At 62.2% G+C, this 20,630-nt stretch carries 21 protein-coding genes; 12 read left to right on the plus strand and 9 right to left on the minus strand.

Annotated elements, in window-relative coordinates; translation table 11 throughout:
- The first annotated feature begins 107 nt into the window (after nt 1-107).
- Genes CKW35_RS20525 through CKW35_RS20540 form a run of 4 tightly spaced genes read left to right on the plus strand, consistent with a single transcriptional unit; the run spans nt 108 to nt 3,780 of the window.
- Nucleotides 108-1,394, plus strand: coding sequence for an MFS transporter (locus CKW35_RS20525; RefSeq protein WP_023048404.1), 1,287 nt, complete (start codon nt 108-110; stop codon nt 1,392-1,394).
- 9 nt (nt 1,395-1,403) lie between these two features.
- Entirely contained in the window at nt 1,404-2,183 is a 780-nt protein-coding gene (locus CKW35_RS20530) for a 5-oxoprolinase subunit PxpA (RefSeq protein ID WP_016488589.1), read from the plus strand.
- Nucleotides 2,180-2,866 (plus strand): 5-oxoprolinase subunit PxpB, encoded by a 687-nt coding sequence (pxpB, locus tag CKW35_RS20535; RefSeq protein WP_016488588.1) that lies wholly within the window; start codon nt 2,180-2,182, stop codon nt 2,864-2,866. Before CKW35_RS20530 ends, pxpB begins: the two co-directional genes overlap by 4 nt.
- Nucleotides 2,863-3,780, plus strand: a complete 918-nt coding sequence (locus CKW35_RS20540; protein ID WP_095116759.1) for a biotin-dependent carboxyltransferase family protein — start codon at nt 2,863-2,865, stop codon at nt 3,778-3,780. The genes pxpB and CKW35_RS20540 overlap by 4 nt, the downstream gene beginning before the upstream one ends.
- 111 nt (nt 3,781-3,891) lie before the next feature.
- On the opposite strand, the gene CKW35_RS20545 is transcribed toward CKW35_RS20540, so the two are convergent.
- From CKW35_RS20545 to CKW35_RS20555, 3 genes are all read right to left on the minus strand, one after another.
- Nucleotides 3,892-5,070, minus strand: a complete 1,179-nt coding sequence (locus CKW35_RS20545; protein ID WP_016488586.1) for a VWA domain-containing protein — start codon at nt 5,068-5,070, stop codon at nt 3,892-3,894.
- A gap of 13 nt (nt 5,071-5,083) precedes the next feature.
- On the minus strand, nt 5,084-5,929 hold the full coding sequence (locus CKW35_RS20550) for a MoxR family ATPase (protein WP_016488585.1): 846 nt from the start codon (nt 5,927-5,929) through the stop codon (nt 5,084-5,086).
- Nucleotides 5,930-6,156: 227 nt separating this feature from the next.
- Nucleotides 6,157-7,230 (minus strand): DUF748 domain-containing protein, encoded by a 1,074-nt coding sequence (locus CKW35_RS20555; RefSeq protein WP_016488584.1) that lies wholly within the window; start codon nt 7,228-7,230, stop codon nt 6,157-6,159.
- A gap of 134 nt (nt 7,231-7,364) precedes the next feature.
- Here CKW35_RS20555 and cysK point away from each other — a divergent pair, with 134 nt between their 5' ends.
- From cysK to CKW35_RS20575, 3 genes are all read left to right on the plus strand, one after another.
- Complete coding sequence (gene cysK, locus CKW35_RS20560; protein ID WP_016488583.1) at nt 7,365-8,339, plus strand: cysteine synthase A; 975 nt, start codon at nt 7,365-7,367, stop codon at nt 8,337-8,339.
- Nucleotides 8,340-8,512: 173 nt separating this feature from the next.
- The gene (locus CKW35_RS20565; RefSeq protein ID WP_016488582.1) at nt 8,513-9,448 is read left to right on the plus strand and encodes an aspartyl/asparaginyl beta-hydroxylase domain-containing protein; all 936 of its coding nucleotides are present in this window, start codon (nt 8,513-8,515) and stop codon (nt 9,446-9,448) included.
- A gap of 433 nt (nt 9,449-9,881) precedes the next feature.
- Nucleotides 9,882-10,763 carry a DMT family transporter gene (locus tag CKW35_RS20575; protein ID WP_016488580.1) on the plus strand — a complete coding sequence of 294 codons (882 nt, stop codon included), beginning with the start codon at nt 9,882-9,884 and terminating at the stop codon, nt 10,761-10,763.
- A gap of 3 nt (nt 10,764-10,766) precedes the next feature.
- On the opposite strand, the gene CKW35_RS20580 is transcribed toward CKW35_RS20575, so the two are convergent.
- Complete coding sequence (locus CKW35_RS20580) at nt 10,767-11,225, minus strand: DUF4265 domain-containing protein (protein WP_095116811.1); 459 nt, start codon at nt 11,223-11,225, stop codon at nt 10,767-10,769.
- A 13-nt stretch (nt 11,226-11,238) separates the two neighbouring features.
- Entirely contained in the window at nt 11,239-12,114 is an 876-nt protein-coding gene (locus CKW35_RS20585; protein ID WP_016488578.1) for a DMT family transporter, read from the minus strand.
- A gap of 184 nt (nt 12,115-12,298) precedes the next feature.
- On the opposite strand from CKW35_RS20585, the gene aceK reads away from it, so the two are divergent.
- A complete protein-coding gene (gene aceK / locus CKW35_RS20590; RefSeq protein WP_095116761.1) occupies nt 12,299-14,008 on the plus strand; it encodes a bifunctional isocitrate dehydrogenase kinase/phosphatase in 1,710 nt (569 codons plus the stop codon).
- Between the two features lie 129 nt (nt 14,009-14,137).
- On the opposite strand, the gene CKW35_RS20595 is transcribed toward aceK, so the two are convergent.
- Entirely contained in the window at nt 14,138-14,998 is an 861-nt protein-coding gene (locus CKW35_RS20595) for a DUF6279 family lipoprotein (RefSeq protein WP_095116764.1), read from the minus strand.
- Nucleotides 14,999-15,128: 130 nt separating this feature from the next.
- Here CKW35_RS20595 and CKW35_RS20600 point away from each other — a divergent pair, with 130 nt between their 5' ends.
- Complete coding sequence (locus CKW35_RS20600; protein WP_023048395.1) at nt 15,129-15,965, plus strand: S1 RNA-binding domain-containing protein; 837 nt, start codon at nt 15,129-15,131, stop codon at nt 15,963-15,965.
- A gap of 5 nt (nt 15,966-15,970) precedes the next feature.
- On the opposite strand, the gene CKW35_RS20605 is transcribed toward CKW35_RS20600, so the two are convergent.
- The gene (locus CKW35_RS20605) at nt 15,971-16,351 is read right to left on the minus strand and encodes a hypothetical protein (protein ID WP_016488574.1); all 381 of its coding nucleotides are present in this window, start codon (nt 16,349-16,351) and stop codon (nt 15,971-15,973) included.
- A gap of 86 nt (nt 16,352-16,437) precedes the next feature.
- Nucleotides 16,438-17,910 carry a nitrous oxide reductase family maturation protein NosD gene (locus CKW35_RS20610; protein WP_016488573.1) on the minus strand — a complete coding sequence of 491 codons (1,473 nt, stop codon included), beginning with the start codon at nt 17,908-17,910 and terminating at the stop codon, nt 16,438-16,440.
- A 243-nt stretch (nt 17,911-18,153) separates the two neighbouring features.
- Here CKW35_RS20610 and CKW35_RS20615 point away from each other — a divergent pair, with 243 nt between their 5' ends.
- The 3 genes from CKW35_RS20615 (at nt 18,154) to def (ending at nt 19,981) form a co-directional block, all read left to right on the plus strand.
- On the plus strand, nt 18,154-18,333 hold the full coding sequence (locus tag CKW35_RS20615) for a CsbD family protein (protein ID WP_016488572.1): 180 nt from the start codon (nt 18,154-18,156) through the stop codon (nt 18,331-18,333).
- A 155-nt stretch (nt 18,334-18,488) separates the two neighbouring features.
- Complete coding sequence (locus CKW35_RS20620) at nt 18,489-19,448, plus strand: YihY/virulence factor BrkB family protein (protein WP_016488571.1); 960 nt, start codon at nt 18,489-18,491, stop codon at nt 19,446-19,448.
- On the plus strand, nt 19,445-19,981 hold the full coding sequence (def, locus tag CKW35_RS20625) for a peptide deformylase (RefSeq protein ID WP_016488570.1): 537 nt from the start codon (nt 19,445-19,447) through the stop codon (nt 19,979-19,981). The genes CKW35_RS20620 and def overlap by 4 nt, the downstream gene beginning before the upstream one ends.
- Here the strand turns inward: def and CKW35_RS20630 are convergent.
- Nucleotides 19,936-20,304: a GNAT family N-acetyltransferase gene (locus CKW35_RS20630; RefSeq protein WP_060519177.1), complete on the minus strand. Its 369-nt coding sequence runs from the start codon at nt 20,302-20,304 to the stop codon at nt 19,936-19,938. The genes def and CKW35_RS20630 overlap by 46 nt on opposite strands.
- Between the last annotated feature and the right edge of the window lie 326 nt (nt 20,305-20,630).

A 20,630-nucleotide genomic window follows, 5' to 3' on the forward strand; every position in this document is an offset into this window, starting at 1 on the left:
CGGCGGTTTTTCTCGTTGGACGCAGGCGGCGTGGCCTTTGAACAATGGTGCCCAGGCCGCGACGCTTCATGTCGCCCATAAAACAATACCAACAAGCCGAGGCATCCATGAACCCCACCGGCGTGCAGCAGCAGGTCAGCTCACCTTCTTCGTCCGGGCCTTTCGCCTGGTACCGCGACATCGACAAACAGCAACGGCGCACCTTCTGGAGCTGCAAGATCGGCTATGGCCTGGACGGCATGGACACGCAGATGCTCAGTTTTGTCATCCCCACGCTGATCATGCTGTGGGGCATCACCACCACCGAAGCCGGATTGATCCATACCAGCACCTTGATCGCCTCGGCCGTGGGGGGCTGGGTCGCCGGTATCCTCTCCGACCGCATCGGCCGGGTGCGCACCTTGCAACTGACGGTATTGTGGTTCGCCTTTTTCACCTTCCTGTGCGGCTTCGCCCAGAACTACGAACAGCTGCTTATCGCCCGCACGCTGATGGGCTTTGGCTTCGGCGGTGAATGGACCGCTGGTGCAGTGCTGATTGGCGAGGTAATCCGCGCACAGGACCGCGGCAAGGCAGTGGGCATGGTGCAGTCCGGCTGGGCCATCGGCTGGGGCCTCACGGCGATTCTCTACGCACTGCTGTTCTCCTGGCTGCCGCCAGAGCAGGCCTGGCGTGCACTGTTCCTGTTGGGGCTGGTGCCGGCGATATTCGTGATCTTCGTTCGGCGCCTGGTCAAAGACCCTGAAGTGTATCGCCAGGCCAAGGCAGTGGAGACCGCCGAGGCACCTTCGCACTTCTACGAAATCTTCGCCCCGGGCATGCTGTGGACCACTGTGCGTGCGTCCCTGTTGACCACTGGCGCATTGGGCGGTTACTACGCCATCACCTCGTGGCTGCCGACCTTCCTCAAGAACGAGCGCGGCCTCAGCGTGCTGGGCACGGGTGGCTACCTGGCCATGGTGATCGTGGGTTCGTACGTGGGCTATGTGGTCAGCGCGTACTTGTCCGACCTGCTGGGGCGCAAGAAGAACTTCATCCTGTTCGCCGTGGGCTCGTTCGTGATCGTGCTGCTGTACACGCAGCTGCCGGTCAGCGATGGCGTGATGCTGTGGCTGGGCTTCCCGTTGGGCTTCTTCGCCTCGGGCATCTTCAGCGGCATGGGCGCGTTTCTGACCGAGCTGTTTCCTACGCGCATTCGCGGTTCGGGGCAGGGCTTTTGCTACAACATCGGTAAGGTCATTGCGGCTCTGTTCCCGTTGCTGATCGGTATGCTCGGCCAGAACGTGCCACTGGGCCTGGGTATCGGCATGTTCGCTGCCGTGTCCTACGGAATTGTGATCGTGGCGGCCTTGAGCCTGCCGGAAACACGCGGCAAACAGCTGCAGGCGCGGTAAGGTAAGCCTGTGAACAACAACAAGGGAGACCGCGTGGTGGAACGCCTGCTACTCAATTGCGACATGGGTGAGAGTTTCGGCAGCTGGCGCATGGGCCTGGACGCCGAGGTAATGCCCTACATCGACTGCGCCAACATCGCCTGTGGCTACCACGCCGGCGACCCCGGCATCATGCGCCGCACCGTGGCGCTGGCGCTGGCGCATGGGGTGACCATTGGCGCGCACCCGGCCTACCCGGACCTGGTCGGCTTCGGCCGCCGCTCCATGGCCTGCAGCCCCGAGGAAATCCGCGACCTGCTGCATTACCAGATCGGCGCGCTGGACGGCATCTGCAAAGTGCTGGGTGGCCGCGTGGCCTATGTGAAGCCCCATGGCGCGCTGTACAACGACATGATGGCCGACCCGCTAAAGCTGCGTACCGTGCTGGAGGCCGTGGCGGCCTACGACAGCACCTTGCCATTGATGTTGATGGCCACCGCTGACAACCGCGCCGCCCAGGCCCTGGGCGATGAAATTGGCGTGCCGTTGTGGTTCGAGGCCTTCGCCGACCGCGCCTACACCGCCAGCGGCCACCTGGTGTCGCGCCGCTTGCCTGGGGCAGTGCATCACGACCCGGCGCGGGTGGTGGAGCAGGCAGTGCGCCTGGCCCGTGGCGACGCGCTGATGGCGGACGATGGCAGTGCCCTGCGCCTGCAGGCCAGCACGCTTTGCGTACATGGCGACAACGACAGTTCGGTGGCAGCGGTGAGGCAGATACGCCAAGCCCTCGATGCTCTGGAGTCGCAATGAAGGCGCGTATTGAAGTGGTCGCCATCGACAGCCTGATGGTGCGCCTGTTCGACCGTATCGACGAGGCCAACATGCCGTGGATGCTCGCCGCCAGCCAGCGCCTGAGCGCCGTGTTCGGCGAGCACCTGCTGGATCTGGTGCCGTCCTACACCACGCTGATGGTGCAGTTCGACCTGCCGCCAGGTGAGGCGAGGGCGCTGATCACGCAGGCGCTGGAGGGTTTGCAGCCGGACACCGACCGAGGCGGCCGGCGCCACGAGATCCCGGTGTGGTACGACCCCAGCGTGGGCCCAGAACTGCCTGTGCTGGCGGCGCGCAGCGGCATGAGTGAAGCCGAGGTTGTGCGCTTGCATTGCGCACGTGATTATCCTGTGTTCGCCTTGGGCTTCGCCCCCGGTTTCGGCTTTATGGGCCTGGTCGACGAACGCCTGGCCAGTCCGCGTCTGAGCACCCCGCGCAAGCGGGTGGCGGCGGGTAGCGTGGGCATCGCCGAGCGCCAGACGGCGGCGTATCCGGCAGTATCCCCAGGTGGCTGGAACCTGATCGGGCGCACGCCGGTGCGCCTGTTCGACCGTGAGCGTGACGGCTACAGCCTGTTGCAACCCGGCGACCGGGTGCGTTTCGTGCCGGTTTCGCGCAGCGAGTTCCTGGCGTTGGGCGGCGATGTGGAGGCACAAGGATGAAGCAATTGAAGATCGAAGCCAGCACGCCGCTGTGCCAGTTGCAGGATGCTGGCCGTTTTGGCGTGCGTCACTTGGGCGTGACCCAGGGCGGGGCACTGGACTGGGTGGCGATGCGCTGGGCCAACTGGTTGCTGGGCAACCCGTTGGAGGCGCCGGTGGTCGAGGTGGCGTTGGGGGGCTTTAGCGTGGTGGCCGAACAGGATTGTGTGCTGGCCCTGGCCGGTGCCGACCTGGACGCGCGCGTCGATGATCAGCCCGTCGTGCCCTGGCGCAGCTTTGCCTTGAGCAAAGGGCAGCGCTTGACCCTGAAGCAGCCAAAGCAGGGTGTGCGGGCTTACCTGGCGGCACCGGGCGGGTTTCAGGGTGAGGATGTACTGGGCAGCTGTGCCACCGTGGTACGTGAAGCGCTGGGTGGCATCGATGGTCAGGGTACTGCGCTGGTTGAGGCCCAGGCACTGGCGTTCACCGGTAGCCATGCAACCCTGCGCGAGGTGCCACAAGCGCTGCGCCCGCAGTACGCAGAAAAGGCAGTGCTCGACCTGGTGATAGGCGCACAGATCGGTGATTTCAGTGGTACCAGCCTGTTCGAAGCCTTCAACCGGGAGTGGACGCTGGACAGCCGGGCTGACCGCATGGGCATCCGCCTGTTGGGGCCGCAGCTGGTTTACCAGGGGGCGCCGATGATTTCTGAAGGGATACCGCTGGGGGCGGTGCAGGTGCCGCCGGATGGGCAGCCGATTGTGTTGCTCAATGATCGGCAGACCATAGGCGGGTATCCGCGGCTTGGGGCGTTGACGCCGTTGGCGCTGGCGCAACTGGCGCAGTGCATGCCGGGGGCGGTGGTGCGCTTCAGGGCGGTGGTGCAGGATGAGGCCTGGCGGGAGCAGGAGCTATACCTGGACCGTTGGCGGTGACACTGCCGGCCCCTTCGCGGGCTTGCCCGCACACAGGTATTCCACACACCTCAGGATCTGTGGGGTACCTGTGGGAGCGGGCGAGCCCGCGAAGGGCCGGCACAGGCAACATCACTTGGACAGGTAGCGCATCCCTTCTTCCAGCCCCTGCAAGGTCAGCGGGTACATCTTGTCTTCGATCAGGTCCCGCACCAGGTGGGTCGAGGCGGTGTAGTCCCAGGCCTGCTTGGGGTACGGGTTGATCCAGATGATCTTCTTGAATTTCTCCATGAAGCGCTGCAGCCACACATACCCGGCCTCTTCGTTCCAGTGCTCCACGCTGCCACCCGGCTGGGTGATTTCATAGGGCGCCATGGCCGCATCGCCGACAAATACCACTTTGTAGTCGTCGCCATACTTGTGCAGCAGGTCGAAGGTGGAATAGCGCTCAGAGGTGCGACGCAGGTTGTTCTTCCACACCGACTCGTACACGCAGTTGTGGAAGTAGTAGTACTCCAGGTGCTTGAACTCGGTCTTGCAGGCCGAAAACAGCTCTTCGCAGACCTTGATGTGGGCGTCCATCGAGCCGCCGATGTCGAACAACAACAGCAGCTTTACCGTGTTGCGCCGTTCAGGGCGCATCTGGATGTTCAGCAAGCCGGCGTCCCGCGCGGTATGGTCGATGGTGCCGTCGATATCCAGCTCTTCGGCGGCGCCTTCGCGGGCAAACTTGCGCAGCCGGCGCAGGGCCAGCTTGATGTTGCGCGTGCCGAGCTCCACCTGGTCGTCGAGGTTCTTGTACTCGCGCTGGTCCCACACCTTTACCGCCTTGCCCTGGCGTTTACCGGCCTCACCCACGCGGATGCCTTCGGGGTTGAAACCGCCCGAGCCAAACGGGCTGGTACCGCCGGTACCGATCCACTTGTTGCCGCCGGCGTGGCGTTCCTTTTGCTCCTCAAGGCGTTTCTTGAATTCCTCGATCAGCTTGTCCAGGCCACCCAGGGACTGGATCTGCGCACGCTCTTCATCCGTGAGCGAACGCTCGAACTCCTTGCGCAGCCAGTCTTCGGGGATTAGCGCCTCGATGTGCCGGTCGAGGTTTTCCAGGCCCTTGAAGTAGGCGGCGAAGGCCCGGTCGAACTTGTCGAAATGGCGTTCGTCCTTCACCAGGATGGCGCGGGCGAGGTAGTAGAACGCGTCCATGTCGGCGAACACCACGTGCTTTTGCAGGGCCTGGTGCAGGTCCAGCAACTCACGTACCGACACCGGCACCTTGGCCGCGCGCATTTCATTGAACAGGTTGAGCAGCATGGCCCGGCTCCTGTCAGCGGTTGCCGCGCCGGCTCATGAAGGCCAGGCGTTCCAGCAGTTGCACGTCCTGCTCGTTTTTCACCAGCGCGCCGGCCAGCGGCGGGATGGCCTTGGTCGGGTCGCGTTCGCGCAGTACGGCTTCACCAATGTTGTCGGCCATCAGCAGCTTGAGCCAGTCGACCAGTTCGGAGGTGGACGGTTTTTTCTTCAGGCCCGGCACTTTGCGCACGTCGAAGAACACATCCAGCGCCTCGCTGACCAGCGACTGGCTGATGTTCGGGTAATGCACGTCGACAATCTGCTGCAGCGTGGTGCGGTCGGGGAAGGCGATGTAATGGAAGAAGCAGCGGCGCAGGAAGGCGTCCGGCAGCTCTTTTTCGTTGTTGGAGGTAATGATGATGATCGGGCGCTGCCTGGCCTTGATGGTCTCGTCGATTTCATAGACGTAGAACTCCATCTTGTCCAACTCTTGCAGCAGGTCGTTGGGGAATTCGATGTCGGCCTTGTCGATTTCGTCGATCAGCAGGATGACCCGCTCATCGGCCTCGAAAGCTTCCCACAGCTTGCCTTTTTTCAGGTAGTTGCGCACATCGTGCACCTTGTCTACGCCCAGCTGCGAGTCACGCAGACGGCTGACCGCATCGTACTCGTACAGGCCCTGGTGGGCCTTGGTGGTGGACTTGATGTGCCAGGTGATCAGCCGCGCACCGAACGAGGCCGCCAGCTGCTCGGCGAGCATGGTCTTGCCGGTGCCGGGCTCGCCCTTGACCAGCAGTGGGCGTTCGAGGGTGATGGCCGCGTTTACCGCCAGTTTCAGGTCGTCTGTGGCGACGTAGTCGCGGGTGCCTTCGAACTTCATGGGTCTGTCCTCTGCTGTAAGCCTGTACTGGCCCTTTCGCGGGTGAACCCGCTCCCACAGGAACCCCACATGGCCAGAGCTTTGTGGGTCTCTGTGGGAGCGGGTTTACCCGCGAATAGGCCGGCACAGGCAACACATGATTTGATTTGTTACCGACTATAACGCGGGGTTGCGCGGCTGGAAACGCAGACCGGGTATTCAGTCCCTGAATGCCCCGTCACGCAATCTCAGTCGGAATCCGGCGCGCCGCGCTCGTAGCGGGCATTGAACGCCTGGATAAACCCGTTACGCAGGATCTGCAGGAATGCCTCAAACGCGCTGACATCCTGCTTGCGCACGCTGCCACTGAGTTCCACCCGGGTAGCGAACTGGTTTTTTGGCTGGTTCTTCAGCACCGTTTCGGTCGCCCCCACCACTGCCTCCCACACCGAGCGGAAGAAGCCCTTGTCCTTTTCCTCGACGTCCTGTTGCCAGTCGAATACATCGACATCGCGCAGCAGCGGCTTTATGTAGCCGTTCAGCCGACCGTTTTCCGCCTGCGCCTCGATGACTACGTCCCCGTGCCCGGCGTTGAAGTCGAATTTGCCATAGGCGCTGGCGAAGTCGTTCAGCTTGCGCAGTTCGATGCCGGTAGCACGAAGCCTGAATTCGAAGTCATCGAAATCACTGAACGGGTCGAACGTCGCACGGCTTTCCACCTTGGCATCGCCTGCGATGAGTGCAGTACCTTCGAAACTCGCATCGCGACGGCCCTTGGGGTCACGAACATTGGTCAGGTTGCGGATGTTGGCGTTCAACTGAGTGGCCTTGAGGTCGACCGGTGGCTTGGAGTTGAAGTTGCGGAACGTCAGTACGCCGTTGTCGATGCGCACGTCATTGAGGGTGATGGGCAGCAGTTTTTCCAGTTGCTGGCGCCAGTCGGTACCCCGACCGGTCTGCGACGCCTGTTTGCTGCCACCGTCGACGAAGTTCAGTTCTGGGCGTACAAAGGTCACTTCGGCCACCACGGCCTTGTCGTACCACAGCGAATGCCAACTCACCGAAAGGTCGATCAGTGGCGCGTCGAGGAACGGTACCGGCACCTTGCCGCTGGTCTTGACGATCTTCAGGCCGTTGATCTGGTAAGCGCCGCGCCACCAGGCCAGGTCGACGTCGGCCACCTGGCCGCGGTAATCGCCCATGTCGGCCAGTTTTTCGTTCAGGTAGTTGCGCACCAGGTAGGGCAGGGCAAAGTGCAAGGCTGCCAGCAACACGACCAGGCAGCCCAGGCCGATCAGCGGCCAGCGATAACGGGCTCTCATCAGGGCGTCTCCAAGGCGGGATGTGCGGTTGACCGCAACACGCCCGGCCGAGTTCGAACAGGCTTTACGGGCCACCGGCCGGGGCTTACCCTTGAGGTCTTTCCGTGCTGTTTTTCATGCCAAGGACTCCTGCCATGAGCCGTATCTTTGCAGACAATGCCCATTCCATCGGTAACACGCCGCTGGTGCAGATCAACCGCATCGCCCCGCGTGGCGTGACTATTCTGGCCAAGATCGAAGGGCGCAACCCGGGTTATTCGGTCAAATGCCGCATTGGCGCGAACATGGTCTGGGACGCAGAGAGCAGCGGCAAGCTCAAGCCGGGCATGACCATCGTCGAGCCCACCTCGGGCAACACCGGTATCGGCCTGGCTTTCGTCGCCGCCGCCCGTGGCTACAAGCTGATGCTGACCATGCCTGCCTCCATGAGCCTGGAGCGCCGCAAGGTGTTGAAGGCGCTGGGTGCCGAACTGGTGCTGACCGACCCGGCCAAAGGCATGAAAGGCGCGATCGAGAAGGCCAACGAAATCGTCGCCTCCGACCCGGCCCAGTACTTCCTGCCGGGTCAGTTCGAAAACCCGGCCAACCCGGCCATCCACGAAAAAACCACCGGGCCGGAAATCTGGAACGACACCGATGGCGCCGTCGACGTGCTGGTGGCGGGCGTGGGGACGGGCGGCACCATTACCGGTGTGTCGCGCTACATCAAGCACACCCAGGGCAAGGCAATCCTGTCGGTGGCGGTCGAGCCCTTGGCATCGCCGTTGATCACCCAGACCCTGGCGGGCGAAGAACTCAAGCCCAGCCCGCACAAGATCCAGGGCATTGGCGCCGGCTTCGTGCCGAAAAATCTCGACCTGTCGATTGTCGATCAGGTGGCGACAGTGACCGATGAAGAGTCCAAGGCCATGGCCATCCGCCTGATGCAGGAAGAGGGCATTCTCTGCGGGATTTCCTGTGGTGCAGCCATGGCCGCCGCCGTACGCCTGGCCGAAAAACCGGAGATGCAGGGTAAGACCATCGTCGTAATCCTGCCTGATTCGGGCGAGCGTTACCTGTCGAGCATGTTGTTCAGCGACATGTTCAGCGAGCAGGAAAACCAGCAGTAATCGACCTTGCCGCTGACCCGGCGCAATAATCGCCGGAGTGGTTTATTGCACAATCTTCATGAATGCGATCCCGCCCGGGTTGTTTGTACCTCGGCGGGATCGGTTTATGATGGCAGGATGATTTTCAGAAGAGCAGGTGGTGCAGCCCTGGCTCTTCCCCAAGGAGTGAAAGCATGACCTTTTCCTTTGCAGCCAAGGCGGGTGTCTTGCTGGTGTTTTTCGGCAGCGTGTTGTTCGTGCACCTGCGCGGCAAGGCCCGCCTGCCGGTGTTGCGCCAGTTCGTCAACCATTCGGCGCTGTTCGCTCCCTACAACGCGTTGATGTACCTGTTCTCCGGCGTGCCGTCCAAGCCCTACCTGGACCGTCAGCGCTTCCCTGAACTGGACGTGCTGAAAGACAACTGGCAGGAAATCCGCGAAGAGGCCATGCGCCTGTTCGATGAAGGCTACATTCGCGCCGCCGAAAAGGACAACGATGCCGGCTTCGGTTCGTTCTTCAAGAAGGGTTGGAAGCGGTTTTACCTGAAGTGGTACGACAAGCCGTTGCCTTCGGCCGAAGCCCTGTGCCCGCGCACCGTCGAGCTGGTCAGCAGCATTCCCAACGTGAAGGGCGCAATGTTTGCCCTGTTGCCCGGCGGCAGCCACCTGAACCCGCACCGCGACCCGTTTGCAGGCTCGCTGCGCTACCACCTGGGCCTGTCCACGCCGAACTCCGATGCTTGCCGCATCTACGTCGATGGCCAGGAATACGCCTGGCGTGATGGCGAAGACGTGATGTTCGACGAAACCTACGTGCACTGGGTGAAGAACGAAACCGACTTCACCCGGGTGATCCTGTTCTGCGACATCGAGCGCCCGCTGAGCAGCCCGCTGATGACCCGCATCAACCGCAAGGTCAGTGCCTTCCTCGGCCGCGCCACCGCGCCGCAGAACACCGACGACGAGCGCGTGGGCGGGATCAACCAGGCGTATGCCTGGAGCAAGCGCTTCAGCAATAAAATCAGCACCCGTGTGAAGCAGTTCAAACGCGCCAACCCCAAGGCCTACCGCATCCTGCGGCCGGTGCTGGCAGTGGTGGTGGTGTACCTGCTGTATCACTGGTTGTTCTGATTTTTTGTTGTCTGACCCGTCCTCTTCGCGGGACAAGCCCGCTCCCACAGGTTCTCCTCATCCTTCGAGGACGATGGCGCTCTTGTGGGAGCGGGCTTGTCCCGCGAAGAATCCCACGCTATATTCCAGGCATTCACCTCCTCAAAGACCCCGTTCATGCCAGCCACCCCTTCCACCACAAGCTTTGCCTTCGCGCCAGTCGCGGGCAGGGTCGTGCGTGGCAGCCAGCAGCCGGTCATGATCAGTCATTACCCACCACCTGTCAGTGGCGTTGTAGGCGGCGTAGCTCCGCCTCCTTGCGTGGTCGTGCTGGGCTGATCGGCTTGTTGCCGAACCCCTACGCACACGCAACCTACTGAACACGGTCGGCTACTTCCCCGCTGAAGCGCACGCCGTCCGTTTGGCTTTTCTGCCTACTATCAGGTGGCAATACATGTCTGTCTTTACCAAAGCATCCGTGGCCTCGGCGGCCACGACCAGCCTGTTCGTCCTGCTGTGGAGCAGCGGGGCGATTGTCTCCAAGCTGGGCCTGGCGCACGCCAGCCCGTTCGCCTTCCTGCTGTTGCGCTCGTCGTTGGCCCTCGCGGGCCTGCTGCTGATCGGCCCGCTGCTGGGGCTGCGCTGGCCGCGCAGCCGAGGGGCGATTCTGCGCGCCTTGGGTACCGGGTGCGTGCTGCTCGGCGCCTACCAGATCTTCTACTTGCTGGCGCTCAACACCCATGTCACCCCTGGCGTCATGGCCACGGTCATGGGGGTACAACCGATCCTTACCGTGGTGCTGATGGAGCGTCAGCGCTCATGGAGCCGTTTGTTCGGCCTGGGGCTGGGGTTGGCTGGCCTGATCATGGTGGTGTACCAGGGTATCAACCTGGGAGGGGTGTCGCTGGCGGGGATGCTGTTTGCCCTGCTGGCGCTGGCCAGTATGACCCTGGGCTCGATCCTGCAAAAGCGCATCACCGATAACCCCATGGGCACGTTGCCGCTGCAGTACCTGGCCGGCTTTGCCATGTGCGCGCTGTTCGCACCGTTGCAACCACTGCATGTCGAGTGGGCCGGCGGCTTTGTCGGCGCGTTGCTGTGGATGGGCCTGGTGGTTTCATTGCTGGCGACGTTGCTGCTGTATCGGCTGATCGCCAAGGGTAACCTGGTCAATGTCACCAGCCTGTTCTACCTGGTGCCGGCGGTGACCGCAGTGATGGACTTCCTGATCTTCGGCAACCGACTGGCACCGCTCAGCCTGCTGGGCATGGGGTTGATCGTGGTGGGCCTGCTGTTCGTGTTTCGCAAGCCCGCCGCGCGCCTGGCCGAGGCGTAAGTCCTAGCGGAACTCTTCGGGGATGGCGTGGCGCAATACGCCTTCCTCGAAGTCCAGCAGGCCGGCCTCGCGCTGGGTGAGCAGGTAGTAGAGCAGGGTGTCGAGTGAACGCGCTGGCGGGACTTCGACGGCCAGCATTCTCACGGCCTGCTCGGTTTCGCACTTGCAGCCGAAGTCCTGCAAGGCCGTGCATACCTGGTCCAGGGCTTCCGGTGGCTTTACCAGCACCCGGAATACCGAGCTGCCGCTGCCGCAGCGCAGTGCGTCGAACCAGGTTTCGCCGTTTTCTTCACGGGTGGTTATCACATCACCCGGCGCAATGCCGTAGACATGGAAGGGGATGTTGTCGACGGCATAGCCGCCTTCCACGGCTTTGGCCCATAGGCCTTCGACCGAGGCCGGTGGGTAGCCGTTCTCGTCCTGTTCCAGGCGGAACAGGACCTTCTTGTACGCGCCGTTCATCATGTGCCCCACTTCAGCTGCGCGCCGGGCGCAGCACCAGCCACAGTGCCATGCCAATCAGCAAACCGCCATACAGGTGGCCCATCGACAGTGACTCATCCAGCAGCCAGGCGCCCCACAGTACACCGAACACCGGAATGAGGAAGGTCACGGTGCTGGCCTTTACCGGTCCGATTTCTTCCAGCAGGCGGAAGTAAAGGATGTAGGCGAACGCCGTGCACAACAGCCCCAGGCCCAGCAGCGACAGCCACACCTGCCAGCCGCCCCAGCTGGCGGGTGGCTGGCTCAGCGCGCTCCAGGCGAACACTGGGCTTAGCAGCAAGGTAGCGCCGAGCATGCTGCCCAGCGCCGAAAGGCGGCTGTCCAGGCCGCTGATCCAGCGGCGGGCAAGGAAGCCGGCAAAGCCGTAGCAGGTGGTGGCCGCCAGGCAAGCGAGGGCGCCTTGCAGCAGGGCCATGTCCAACGCGACCGGGCCGGCGCCGCTGAGGATGCCGACGCCAAACAGGCCCAGGAAGATGCCGCACAACTTGGGCAGGGTCATGGGCTCGCGGAAGAACAGCATGCCGATCAGCACGCCCATCAGTGGCGTGGTGGCGTTGAAGATCGCCGAGTAGCCGGCTGGCAATACCTGAGCGGCAACGGAATAGAAGGTGGCGGGGATACCGGAGTTGATCATGCCCAGCACCAGGCAGGCACCCAGCTTGCCCTGGAAGTCCCAACGCACGCGGGCGACCGCGACGATGCCGATCAAGCCCAGGCAGGCAATGGATACCCGGAAGAACGCGGTCGGCACCGTGCCCAGCTCGGGGGCGATGATGCGCATGAACAGGAAACTCGCCCCCCAGACGGCAGCAAGGGTCAGCAGGCGGGCTAGGGCGATGGGGCTCACGGCGGTCTCCGGGTACAGGGCAGGGCGCGAGTGTACGCCAGGGGGCGGGGGGATTCTTGTGCTTTCTTGCGGTGCAATCCATTGCGGCCTGCAAGGGCCATGCAGGCCTTCGAGGTGTGGCATTAACCCTGCACCACAAGGGCGGCTAAGCTCAGTACTCAATCTTTGCACCGAGGCCCACCGCATGACCCAGCACTGGCCTGCCGGCGAGATCGCCCGGATGATCCTCGATGGCTTCGACGACTATCGCGAGCATTTTCGCCGCATCACCCTAGGCGCCCGCGAGCGCTTCGAGCAGGCGCGTTGGCAAGATAGCCAGCGGGCAGCCGCTGCCCGTATCAACCTGTACGAACAGAAGGTCGGTGAGGTCAACGGCTGGTTGCGTGATGCGTTCGAAGACGAGGTGCTGCTGGAGGTCGAGCAGTGGCCTCTGGTTAAAAGTGCCTACATACGCCTGATCGACCCGCGCCTGGACGATGAGCTGTCAGAGACCTGGTACAACTCATTGTTCTGCAGCCTGTTCAGCCATGACCAGATCAGCGACGGCTGCATGTTCATCCACACCACCCGGCCGTCCATCCGCAGCCACCAGCGCGCCACGCAAACCTGCACCTATCGCCCCGATGGCAATCTGCAGGGCCTGCTACGGGCGATTCTTTCCGACTATGCATTCGCCTACGCCGACCTTGAAAGCGACGTGTCACGCCTTGAGGAGCAACTGCGCGAATGCCTGCCGGATTGGGTGTGCAAAGACCCGATGCTGGCAGTGGAGCTGTTTTCGCCGGTGCTGTACCGCAACAAGGGTGCCTACCTGGTCGGCCGGTTGTACAACAGCGATGAGCAGTGGCCGCTGGTGATACCGCTGCTGCACCGCGAAGGGCATGGTATCGAGGCCGATGGGCTGATCACCGACGAAGCCGAGGTGTCGATCATCTTTTCCTTCACCCGCTCCTATTTCATGGTCGATGTGCCGGTACCGGCAGAGTTCGTCAACTTCCTCAAGCGCATCTTGCCGGGCAAGCACATTGCCGAGCTGTACACCTCCATCGGTTTCTACAAGCACGGCAAGTCGGAGTTCTACCGGGCGCTGATCAACCACCTGGCCGGCAGCGAAGACCGCTTCGTCATGGCGCCTGGGGTGCGCGGCATGGTCATGAGCGTGTTTACCCTGCCGGGCTTCAACACCGTGTTCAAGATCATCAAGGACCGCTTCTCGCCGTCTAAAACCGTCGACCGCGCCACGGTGATCGACAAGTACCGGCTGGTGAAAAGCGTCGACCGCGTGGGGCGCCTGGCCGATACCCAGGAGTTTGCCGATTTTCGCTTCCCACGGGGCAAGTTCGCGCCCGAGTGCCTGGCCGAACTGCTGGAGGTAGCACCGTCGACGGTGGTTTTGGAGGGTGACACGGTACTGATCCGCCACTGCTGGACCGAGCGGCGCATGACGCCGTTGAACCTGTACCTGGAGCATGCCAGCGAAGGCCAGGTGCTGGAGGCGCTGGAGGATTACGGCCTGGCCATCAAGCAACTGGCGGCGGCTAACATTTTCCCCGGCGACATGTTGCTGAAGAACTTTGGCGTTACCCGCCATGGCCGGGTGGTGTTTTACGACTATGACGAGATCAGCTTCCTGACCGAAGTGAACTTCCGCCACATTCCGCCACCGCGTTACCCCGAAGACGAGATGTCGGGCGAGCCGTGGTACTCGATCGGGCCGCATGACGTGTTCCCCGAAGAGTTTCCGCCGTTCCTGTTTGCCGATATTGGCCAGCGGCGGTTGTTCAGCCGCTTGCACGGGGAGTTGTATGACGCGGATTACTGGAAGGGGCTGCAGGCAGCGATTCGTGAGGGGAAGGTGATTGATGTGTTTCCCTACCGGCGCAAGGCCCGGTAAATGCTTGGCCTGTCTTGGCCCTATCGCCGGCAAGCCAGCTCCCACAGGATTACCACAGGGCTGAGCGTTCTCGGGGACCTGTGGGCGCTGGCTTGCCGGCGATAGGGCCAGGGCAGGCAACCAGTGACTTCACCCCTTCAAACACTTCAATTCACCGAAATCAGTCCGCACCTTGCCCAGCTTTTCTTGCAAGAACCGCCGCTGTTGCGGGGTGCTCAGCTGCACCAGGTCCACCAGCAGGCTGCGCGCCTGTTGTTCGGTATTTTGAAACGCTGAGCGGTATTCAGGCGTCCACAAACTTTCCTTGCGCTGCAACAGTGTCGCCAGGCGTGGTTCAAAGCTGGCGTCATTGCGCTGGTTCATCGCCAGCAACAATTGCTGCTGCCAGTGGGCGCGGTTGGCGATCCATTCGCGGTTCTGGTCGCCCAACGCTGTGGACCAGGCCTGGACCCGTTGCTTCTGTGCTGCCGACAACTCGCCGAACCACGGGGTCAGGCGTTTCTCCATGCGTTCGCTACGGCGGGCGATCTGTTTGGGCAGCGGCGTATCCACGTACTTTTTCTGCCGTTCGCTGATGTCATCGCGGAACGCTTCGCGCATCTGCGCCACTTGGGTATCGCTCATGCCGCGCAACAGTTCAGTGGCCGATGGGGTGATTTCCTCTGCCACCCGGCCAATCGCCTCACGGGCCTCACGGGTACGTTGCTGTAGGGCCTGGTCGGTCACTTGGCCATCGGCGACCATGCCGCGTACCCGGTCCAGCCAGTCGAGGTAGCCGGGCAGCTGGGTCTTGCAATGCCAGGCCAGGTGCTCGCGCAAGCGGCCGTCGAGCAAGGCCTTCTGCTCGCTGTTCATGTCCAGGTAATCGCCCAGCGACCACGGCACCAGGCGGTCGAGGTTGCGGTAGGCCAGGTCGATGCGGCTGCAGGCGGCCACGGCCAGTGCGAAGCCGACGGCGACAAGCAAGGCTTTGAGCAGGCGTAGCGGCATGTGCTGTTCCTTCCTCAGTCTGGCCAGAGGGTAGACGCAAGGGCGGGCTGGCGGTTCAACTGTATCAGTGGTCGGGCCATGCGGTGGCTTCAGGTGTAGAATAGCCGCCTTGTCTTGAGGATCATCGGAAATGGCTCTGCTTGGGCGTTACAACAGTTTGCAAATCGTGAAACACGTGGACTTCGGCCTGTACCTGGACGGCGGCGCCGATGGCGAAATCCTGCTGCCGGGGCGCTACATCCCGAAAAACGCCGAAACCGAGGTGGATGACTGGCTGAACGTGTTCATCTATCTGGACAGCGAAGACCAGCTGATCGCTACCACTGAAAAGCCCAAGGTTCAGGTGGGTGAGTTTGCCAGCCTCAAGGTCAAGGACATCAACGGGGCCGGTATCTTCCTGGACTGGGGCCTGCCCAAGGACCTGCTGATGCCGTACTCGGAAGAGGCTCGGCAGCTGAAGATCGGCGATTACTGCGTGGTGCACGTCTACCTCGACAAGCGCACCCGCCGCATCACCGCTACGTCGCGCCTGGACCGTTACCTCGACGTCAGCCCGGCCGACTACAAAGTCGGGCAACCGGTCGAGTTGCTGGTGGCCGGCGAAACGCCCATGGGCTTCAAGGCCATCATCAATAACCGCCACTGGGGCCTGATCCACAAGAATGAGGTGTTCAAGTTCCTGCGTTCGGGCATGCACGAAAAGGGCTTCATCAAGGAAGTGCGCCACGACGGCAAGATCGCCCTGAGCCTGCAACCGGTGGGTGCGGCGCTGGCTGACAGCCTGCAAGAGCAGATCATGGCGCGTCTGGAGGCTGAAGGTGGGGTGTTGGGCGTGTGCGACAAGAGCGACCCGGCGCTGATCAGCAAGCTGTTCAACGTCAGCAAGGGCAACTTCAAGAAGGCCATCGGCGCGTTGTTCAAGCAGGGCCTGATCGTCATCCATGACGACCGTATCGAGAAGGTCTGACCGCCTTAAGCCTGCACGAAGTTGCGGAAGTCCAGCTGCTCGCCACCCGGGCGGGTGTCGCGCAGCAGCGAATCGCGGTCGGCGCTGAGCGCAAGGCTGATGGTGGAACGGCGCTTGCCGGGCTTGCGCACTTCCATCTGCTCCAGGTGAGCCTTGAGGAAGTTGGTGGGCACCTTCAGGTGCTGCAGCTCATCGCTTTCTGGCGTGTGCAGCAGCAGGTTGACCCAGTCGGCCTGGCCCTTGCCCAGCAGCGCCACAGGCACTTCGAACCACCACAGGTTGCGTTTGTTGTCCAGGATGGCGAACAGCGTATTGCTGCTGTTCAGCACCGGCTTGGCCAGTGCTTCGTTGCGCCGGGCGATGGCGGCGGGTTTGTCGAGTTTCATGCAGGTTCCTGCGGGTTGACGCTATGAAGGCCTGCATTGTGAGGGGTGGCACCGGGCGGGGCAAGCCCGCGAACAGGCCGGTAGCGTTAACGCCGAACCGGCAGGCTCAACTCGGATGTTGCCCCGTCAGCTGTCGTCACGGTCGCAGTAAAACTGCGCAGCCCGCCGATGCCCTCCAGCACCTGCGCAAACCGCGCCTGGCCCTGCTTGTCACTGTTCACCAGCACCTCCCCGAGGTACTGCTGCGCCTCGGTGCCATCCGCCTCGGCATTGCCAAACAACTCCACCCGCAGCAGGCTCGACGCCGGCCCCTGCACTTCACCACGCAACACATTGCCTTGCAGCGCAATCAGGTGTGGCGCTTGCTGGTTATGGTTGGGCAGCGGTTGGCAAGGCTTGGGCTCGCCGTTGGCATCGCAGATGATTGCCTGGTCTTTCTTCGGCAAGTCGGCCCCCACCCCGCGCGAGCCCACATACAGCGCATGCGCCTGGGCCGGTACGCCAAACACGATGGCGCCTGTGCGCTGGCCCGGCACGCACGAACCGCCAGCTTCGCAGCGGCGGATATCCTGGCTGTTACCCCAGATGCGATTGCCGCTCAGGCGTGTGGCGGTGGCCTCCGGCTCCGGGCGCAGTGCCACGCCGATGCGGTTGCCGTGGATCAGGTTGCCGTCGAGGATGTTGCCATCGCCGGTAACGCTGACGCCGATCGAGTTACCAGTGAACGTGTTGGCAGCCAGGTAGTTGCGCTTGCCCCAGTTGATCTGCAGGCCGTCGGAGTAGTTTTCGAAGCGGTTGCGCACCACGCTGTTGTCGTTGCCCAACAGAATCTCGATACCCTGCGATGGCTCGGGGTTGGCCGAGGTGGAGCGGAACAGGTTATCGGCCACCAGGTTGAATGCCGCGCCGCGGGTCAGCTCCAGGCCGTCGCCATTGTCGATCAGCTGGTTGCGCAGCACCTTGTTGTTGTTCGTGGTGGTAGCGGTGGGGTTACCCGCGCCGTCGTCACCGGTCAGCATGATGCCAGCGCCGCCCTTGTTGGCGATGATGCGGTTGTCTTCGATCACGTTGCCACTGGCGCGGTTGACCAGGATGCCGATGCAAAAGTTGCGCACTTCCAGGCCGCTCAGGTGCACGCCCTGGGTGTCGCGCAGCACCAGCCCGGGGTTGGTGGTGGTGCGCACGTTGGTGCCGAACTGGCCGGGCAGGGCGCCGGGGCAGGTGCGTACGCCCTGGTCCTTGATGTAGGCCGAACCGTCGATGGCGATGTACTGGCCATCGCGCGCCCAAGGCAGGCCGGTGATGCGCACCGGGCCCTTGATGTCTGGGAGCGCACGGCTGGGGCGAATGATGTAAGGCGGTTTGCCGACAGCGGCAATGTCGATGCTGTAGTGGCCGGGGTTCTGGTTGCTGGTTTCGATGGCCCAGCGCAGCGAACCGGGTTGGCTGTCGTCGGCGTAACGCTCGACACGCAAGGTTTCGGAGTTGGCCGGTGCAGCGGCCAGGGCAGGCAGGGGGAGCAGTGGCAGCAAGGCCACCAGTGCAGGCATCAGACGCATGGGTGCGGGTATCCGGAAAACATTGTTCTTATCGAGTGCCAGCCTGCTGTGGGCGGACGTTTGCGGGGATTCTAGGGCAGCTGTGCTGGCTGCGTAGGTGCGCCGGGGTCATTTTGTGCGGTATTCGCCCGCAGTTTTACCGTTCGGCTTGCGAATGGAAAATTCGTTGAAACTCCTGGCGAGGGTGTTGGGTCCACCTTCTGTCGACACGGTTCACGTGTCTCCATTTGCAGGAGTTTTGCCATGAGCGGTACTAAAGACAAAGCGAAAGGTCTGGCCAACGAAGCAATCGGCAACGTGAAACAGGGTGTTGGCAAGGTAACCGGCAACGACAAGCTGCGTGCAGAGGGCAAGGCGCAGGAAGTCAAAGGCGAGGCGCAGCAGATCAAGGGCGATGTAAAGGACGCGGTGAAAAAGCCTTGATTTGAGCAACCTGTACCGGCCTCTTCGCGGGCAGGCCCGCGAAGAGGCCTATATGGGCTTGAACCTTTTCTGATGCATTGGCCGGGAGCAGCACAGCAGCGGTATGGTCTATTAGACTTGTCTGTTGAATCGATCGAGCGGCGAAAGGAGACGCTATGATTTTTTCCGCCCTGCAGGGCCTGCCCTTGCACCGCGTGCTGGTGCGCACCGTCAAGGAATTCCTTGATGACGAGATGTCCACCTATGCCTCTGCGCTGGCTTACCAAGCACTGTTTTCGCTGTTCCCTTTCTTGCTGTTCCTCATTGCCCTGATTGGTTTTCTGCATTTGCCGGACTTCTTTTCCTGGCTGCGGCTGCAGTCGGAACTGGTACTGCCACCGCAGGCGCTGGAACAGGTCAACCCGGTGATCGACCAGTTGCAGCAGTCCAAGGGCGGGCTGTTGTCGGTGGGTATCGTGATTGCCTTGTGGACCGCATCGGCCGGCGTACGCCTGATGATGAGCGCGATGAACGCTGCTTACGATGTGCCCGAAGGCCGCCCGGTTTGGAAGCGGATCCCGCTTTCCATTTTCTACACCATCGGCCTGGCCGGCATGTTGCTGGCGGCCGCAGCACTGATGGTACTGGGCCCGCAGGTGATGGAATGGATCGCCGCCCAGATTGGTATGCAGGAGTTCATCGTCACACTCTGGACCATCCTGCGCTGGCCAGTGATCATCATCTTGCTGATGGTGGCAGTGGCCCTGATCTACTACGTCATGCCTGACGTGAAACAAAAGTTTCGCTTCATTACACCCGGTTCGGTGCTGGCAGTGGTGGTGTGGATCGTGGCTTCCCTGGGCTTTGCTTATTACGTGAAAACCTTTGCCGACTACAACGCGATGTACGGCAGCATTGGTGCAATCATCGTGCTGTTGCTGTATTTCTATATTTCCGCTGCCGTATTGCTGCTGGGCGCGGAGATGAACGCGGTGATCGAGCACATGTCGAGCGAGGGTAAAAACCCTGGTGAGAAAGATTTCGAAGGGCACAAGGCTCCGCAAACCATCACCGTGCTGGGCCATGAGCACCCGCAACCCAGCGAGCACCAACCTTCCGAGCCGAACCCCAGATGATCCGTGACATTCTAAAGATGGGCGACGAACGCCTGCTGCGCATCGCCCCGCCCGTGCCCGAGCACATGCTCGGCACTGTCGAACTGCAGCAACTGATCGACGACATGTTCGAAACCATGCGCCATGTGGGCGGCGTAGGCTTGGCCGCGCCACAGATTGGTATCGACCTGCAGTTGGTGATTTTCGGCTTCGAGCGCAGCGAGCGCTACCCGGATGCCGAAGCGGTGCCGCAGACCATTTTGATCAACCCGGTCATCACGCCGATGTCCACTGAAGTGGAGGACGGCTGGGAAGGTTGCCTGTCGGTACCGGGCCTGCGCGGTGTGGTGCCACGCTTCAAGCATATCTGCTACGAAGGGGTCGACCCCCAAGGCAACCCGATCAACCGCTTTGCCGACGGTTTCCATGCGCGGGTGGTGCAGCACGAGTGTGACCACCTGATCGGCCGGCTGTACCCATCGCGTATCCAGGACTTTGCCAAGTTCGGCTACACCGAGGTGCTATTCCCCGGGCTCGAGGTCAGCGACGACTGACCCCGCTGCAGGGCTACCAGGCGTTTGCTGCGCTGGTAGCGCTGCAAGCGACTGGCCAGGGTTTCGGGCAGTTGCCCGGCCATGTGGAAACCCAGGCGCTGATAGAAGGGCGCCAGGTCCGGGTGGCAGAACAGCCAGGTTGGTCCGCCAGCGTGTTGCAGCGCCGCGTCGATCAACCGCCCGGCCACCCCTTGGCCGCGCTGTTGCGGGTCGACGAACAGCCCCGTCAGCCATAATCCTTCGCCTACCGCACTGAGGCTCAAGCCCGCAATGATGCCTGGGGCGCGTGCCACCCACAGTTCAGCGTCGCTTGCAGCACGCATGCGCGAGCCGTGTTGGCGGTAAAAATGCTCCAGCAGCCGGCGTTCTGTGGCCGCAAGTGTCGAGCAGTGAATATTTTTTAATGAGATGACGCGTCCTTCCCTGAAAGCTGGCCAAAGGCTCTGGCCTGAGATGTTGCGGCCATTTTGACGCAGATTGTTGCAAATCGGGCAACGGTGAATATCCGAGTTCAGGGTTCAACTATTGGCAACCGGGAGTAGAATTTTACTCATCCCCCCTGGCAGTACGAAGCGGGATCGGTACTTCGTGCCATCTTCACCGTAGATGGCAACTTCTCCGCGCCGGGTACGGCAATAGAAGTCAATCG

Source organism: Pseudomonas sp. Irchel 3F3, assembly GCF_900187545.1.
Classification (GTDB): Bacteria; Pseudomonadota; Gammaproteobacteria; order Pseudomonadales; family Pseudomonadaceae; genus Aquipseudomonas; species Aquipseudomonas fortuita.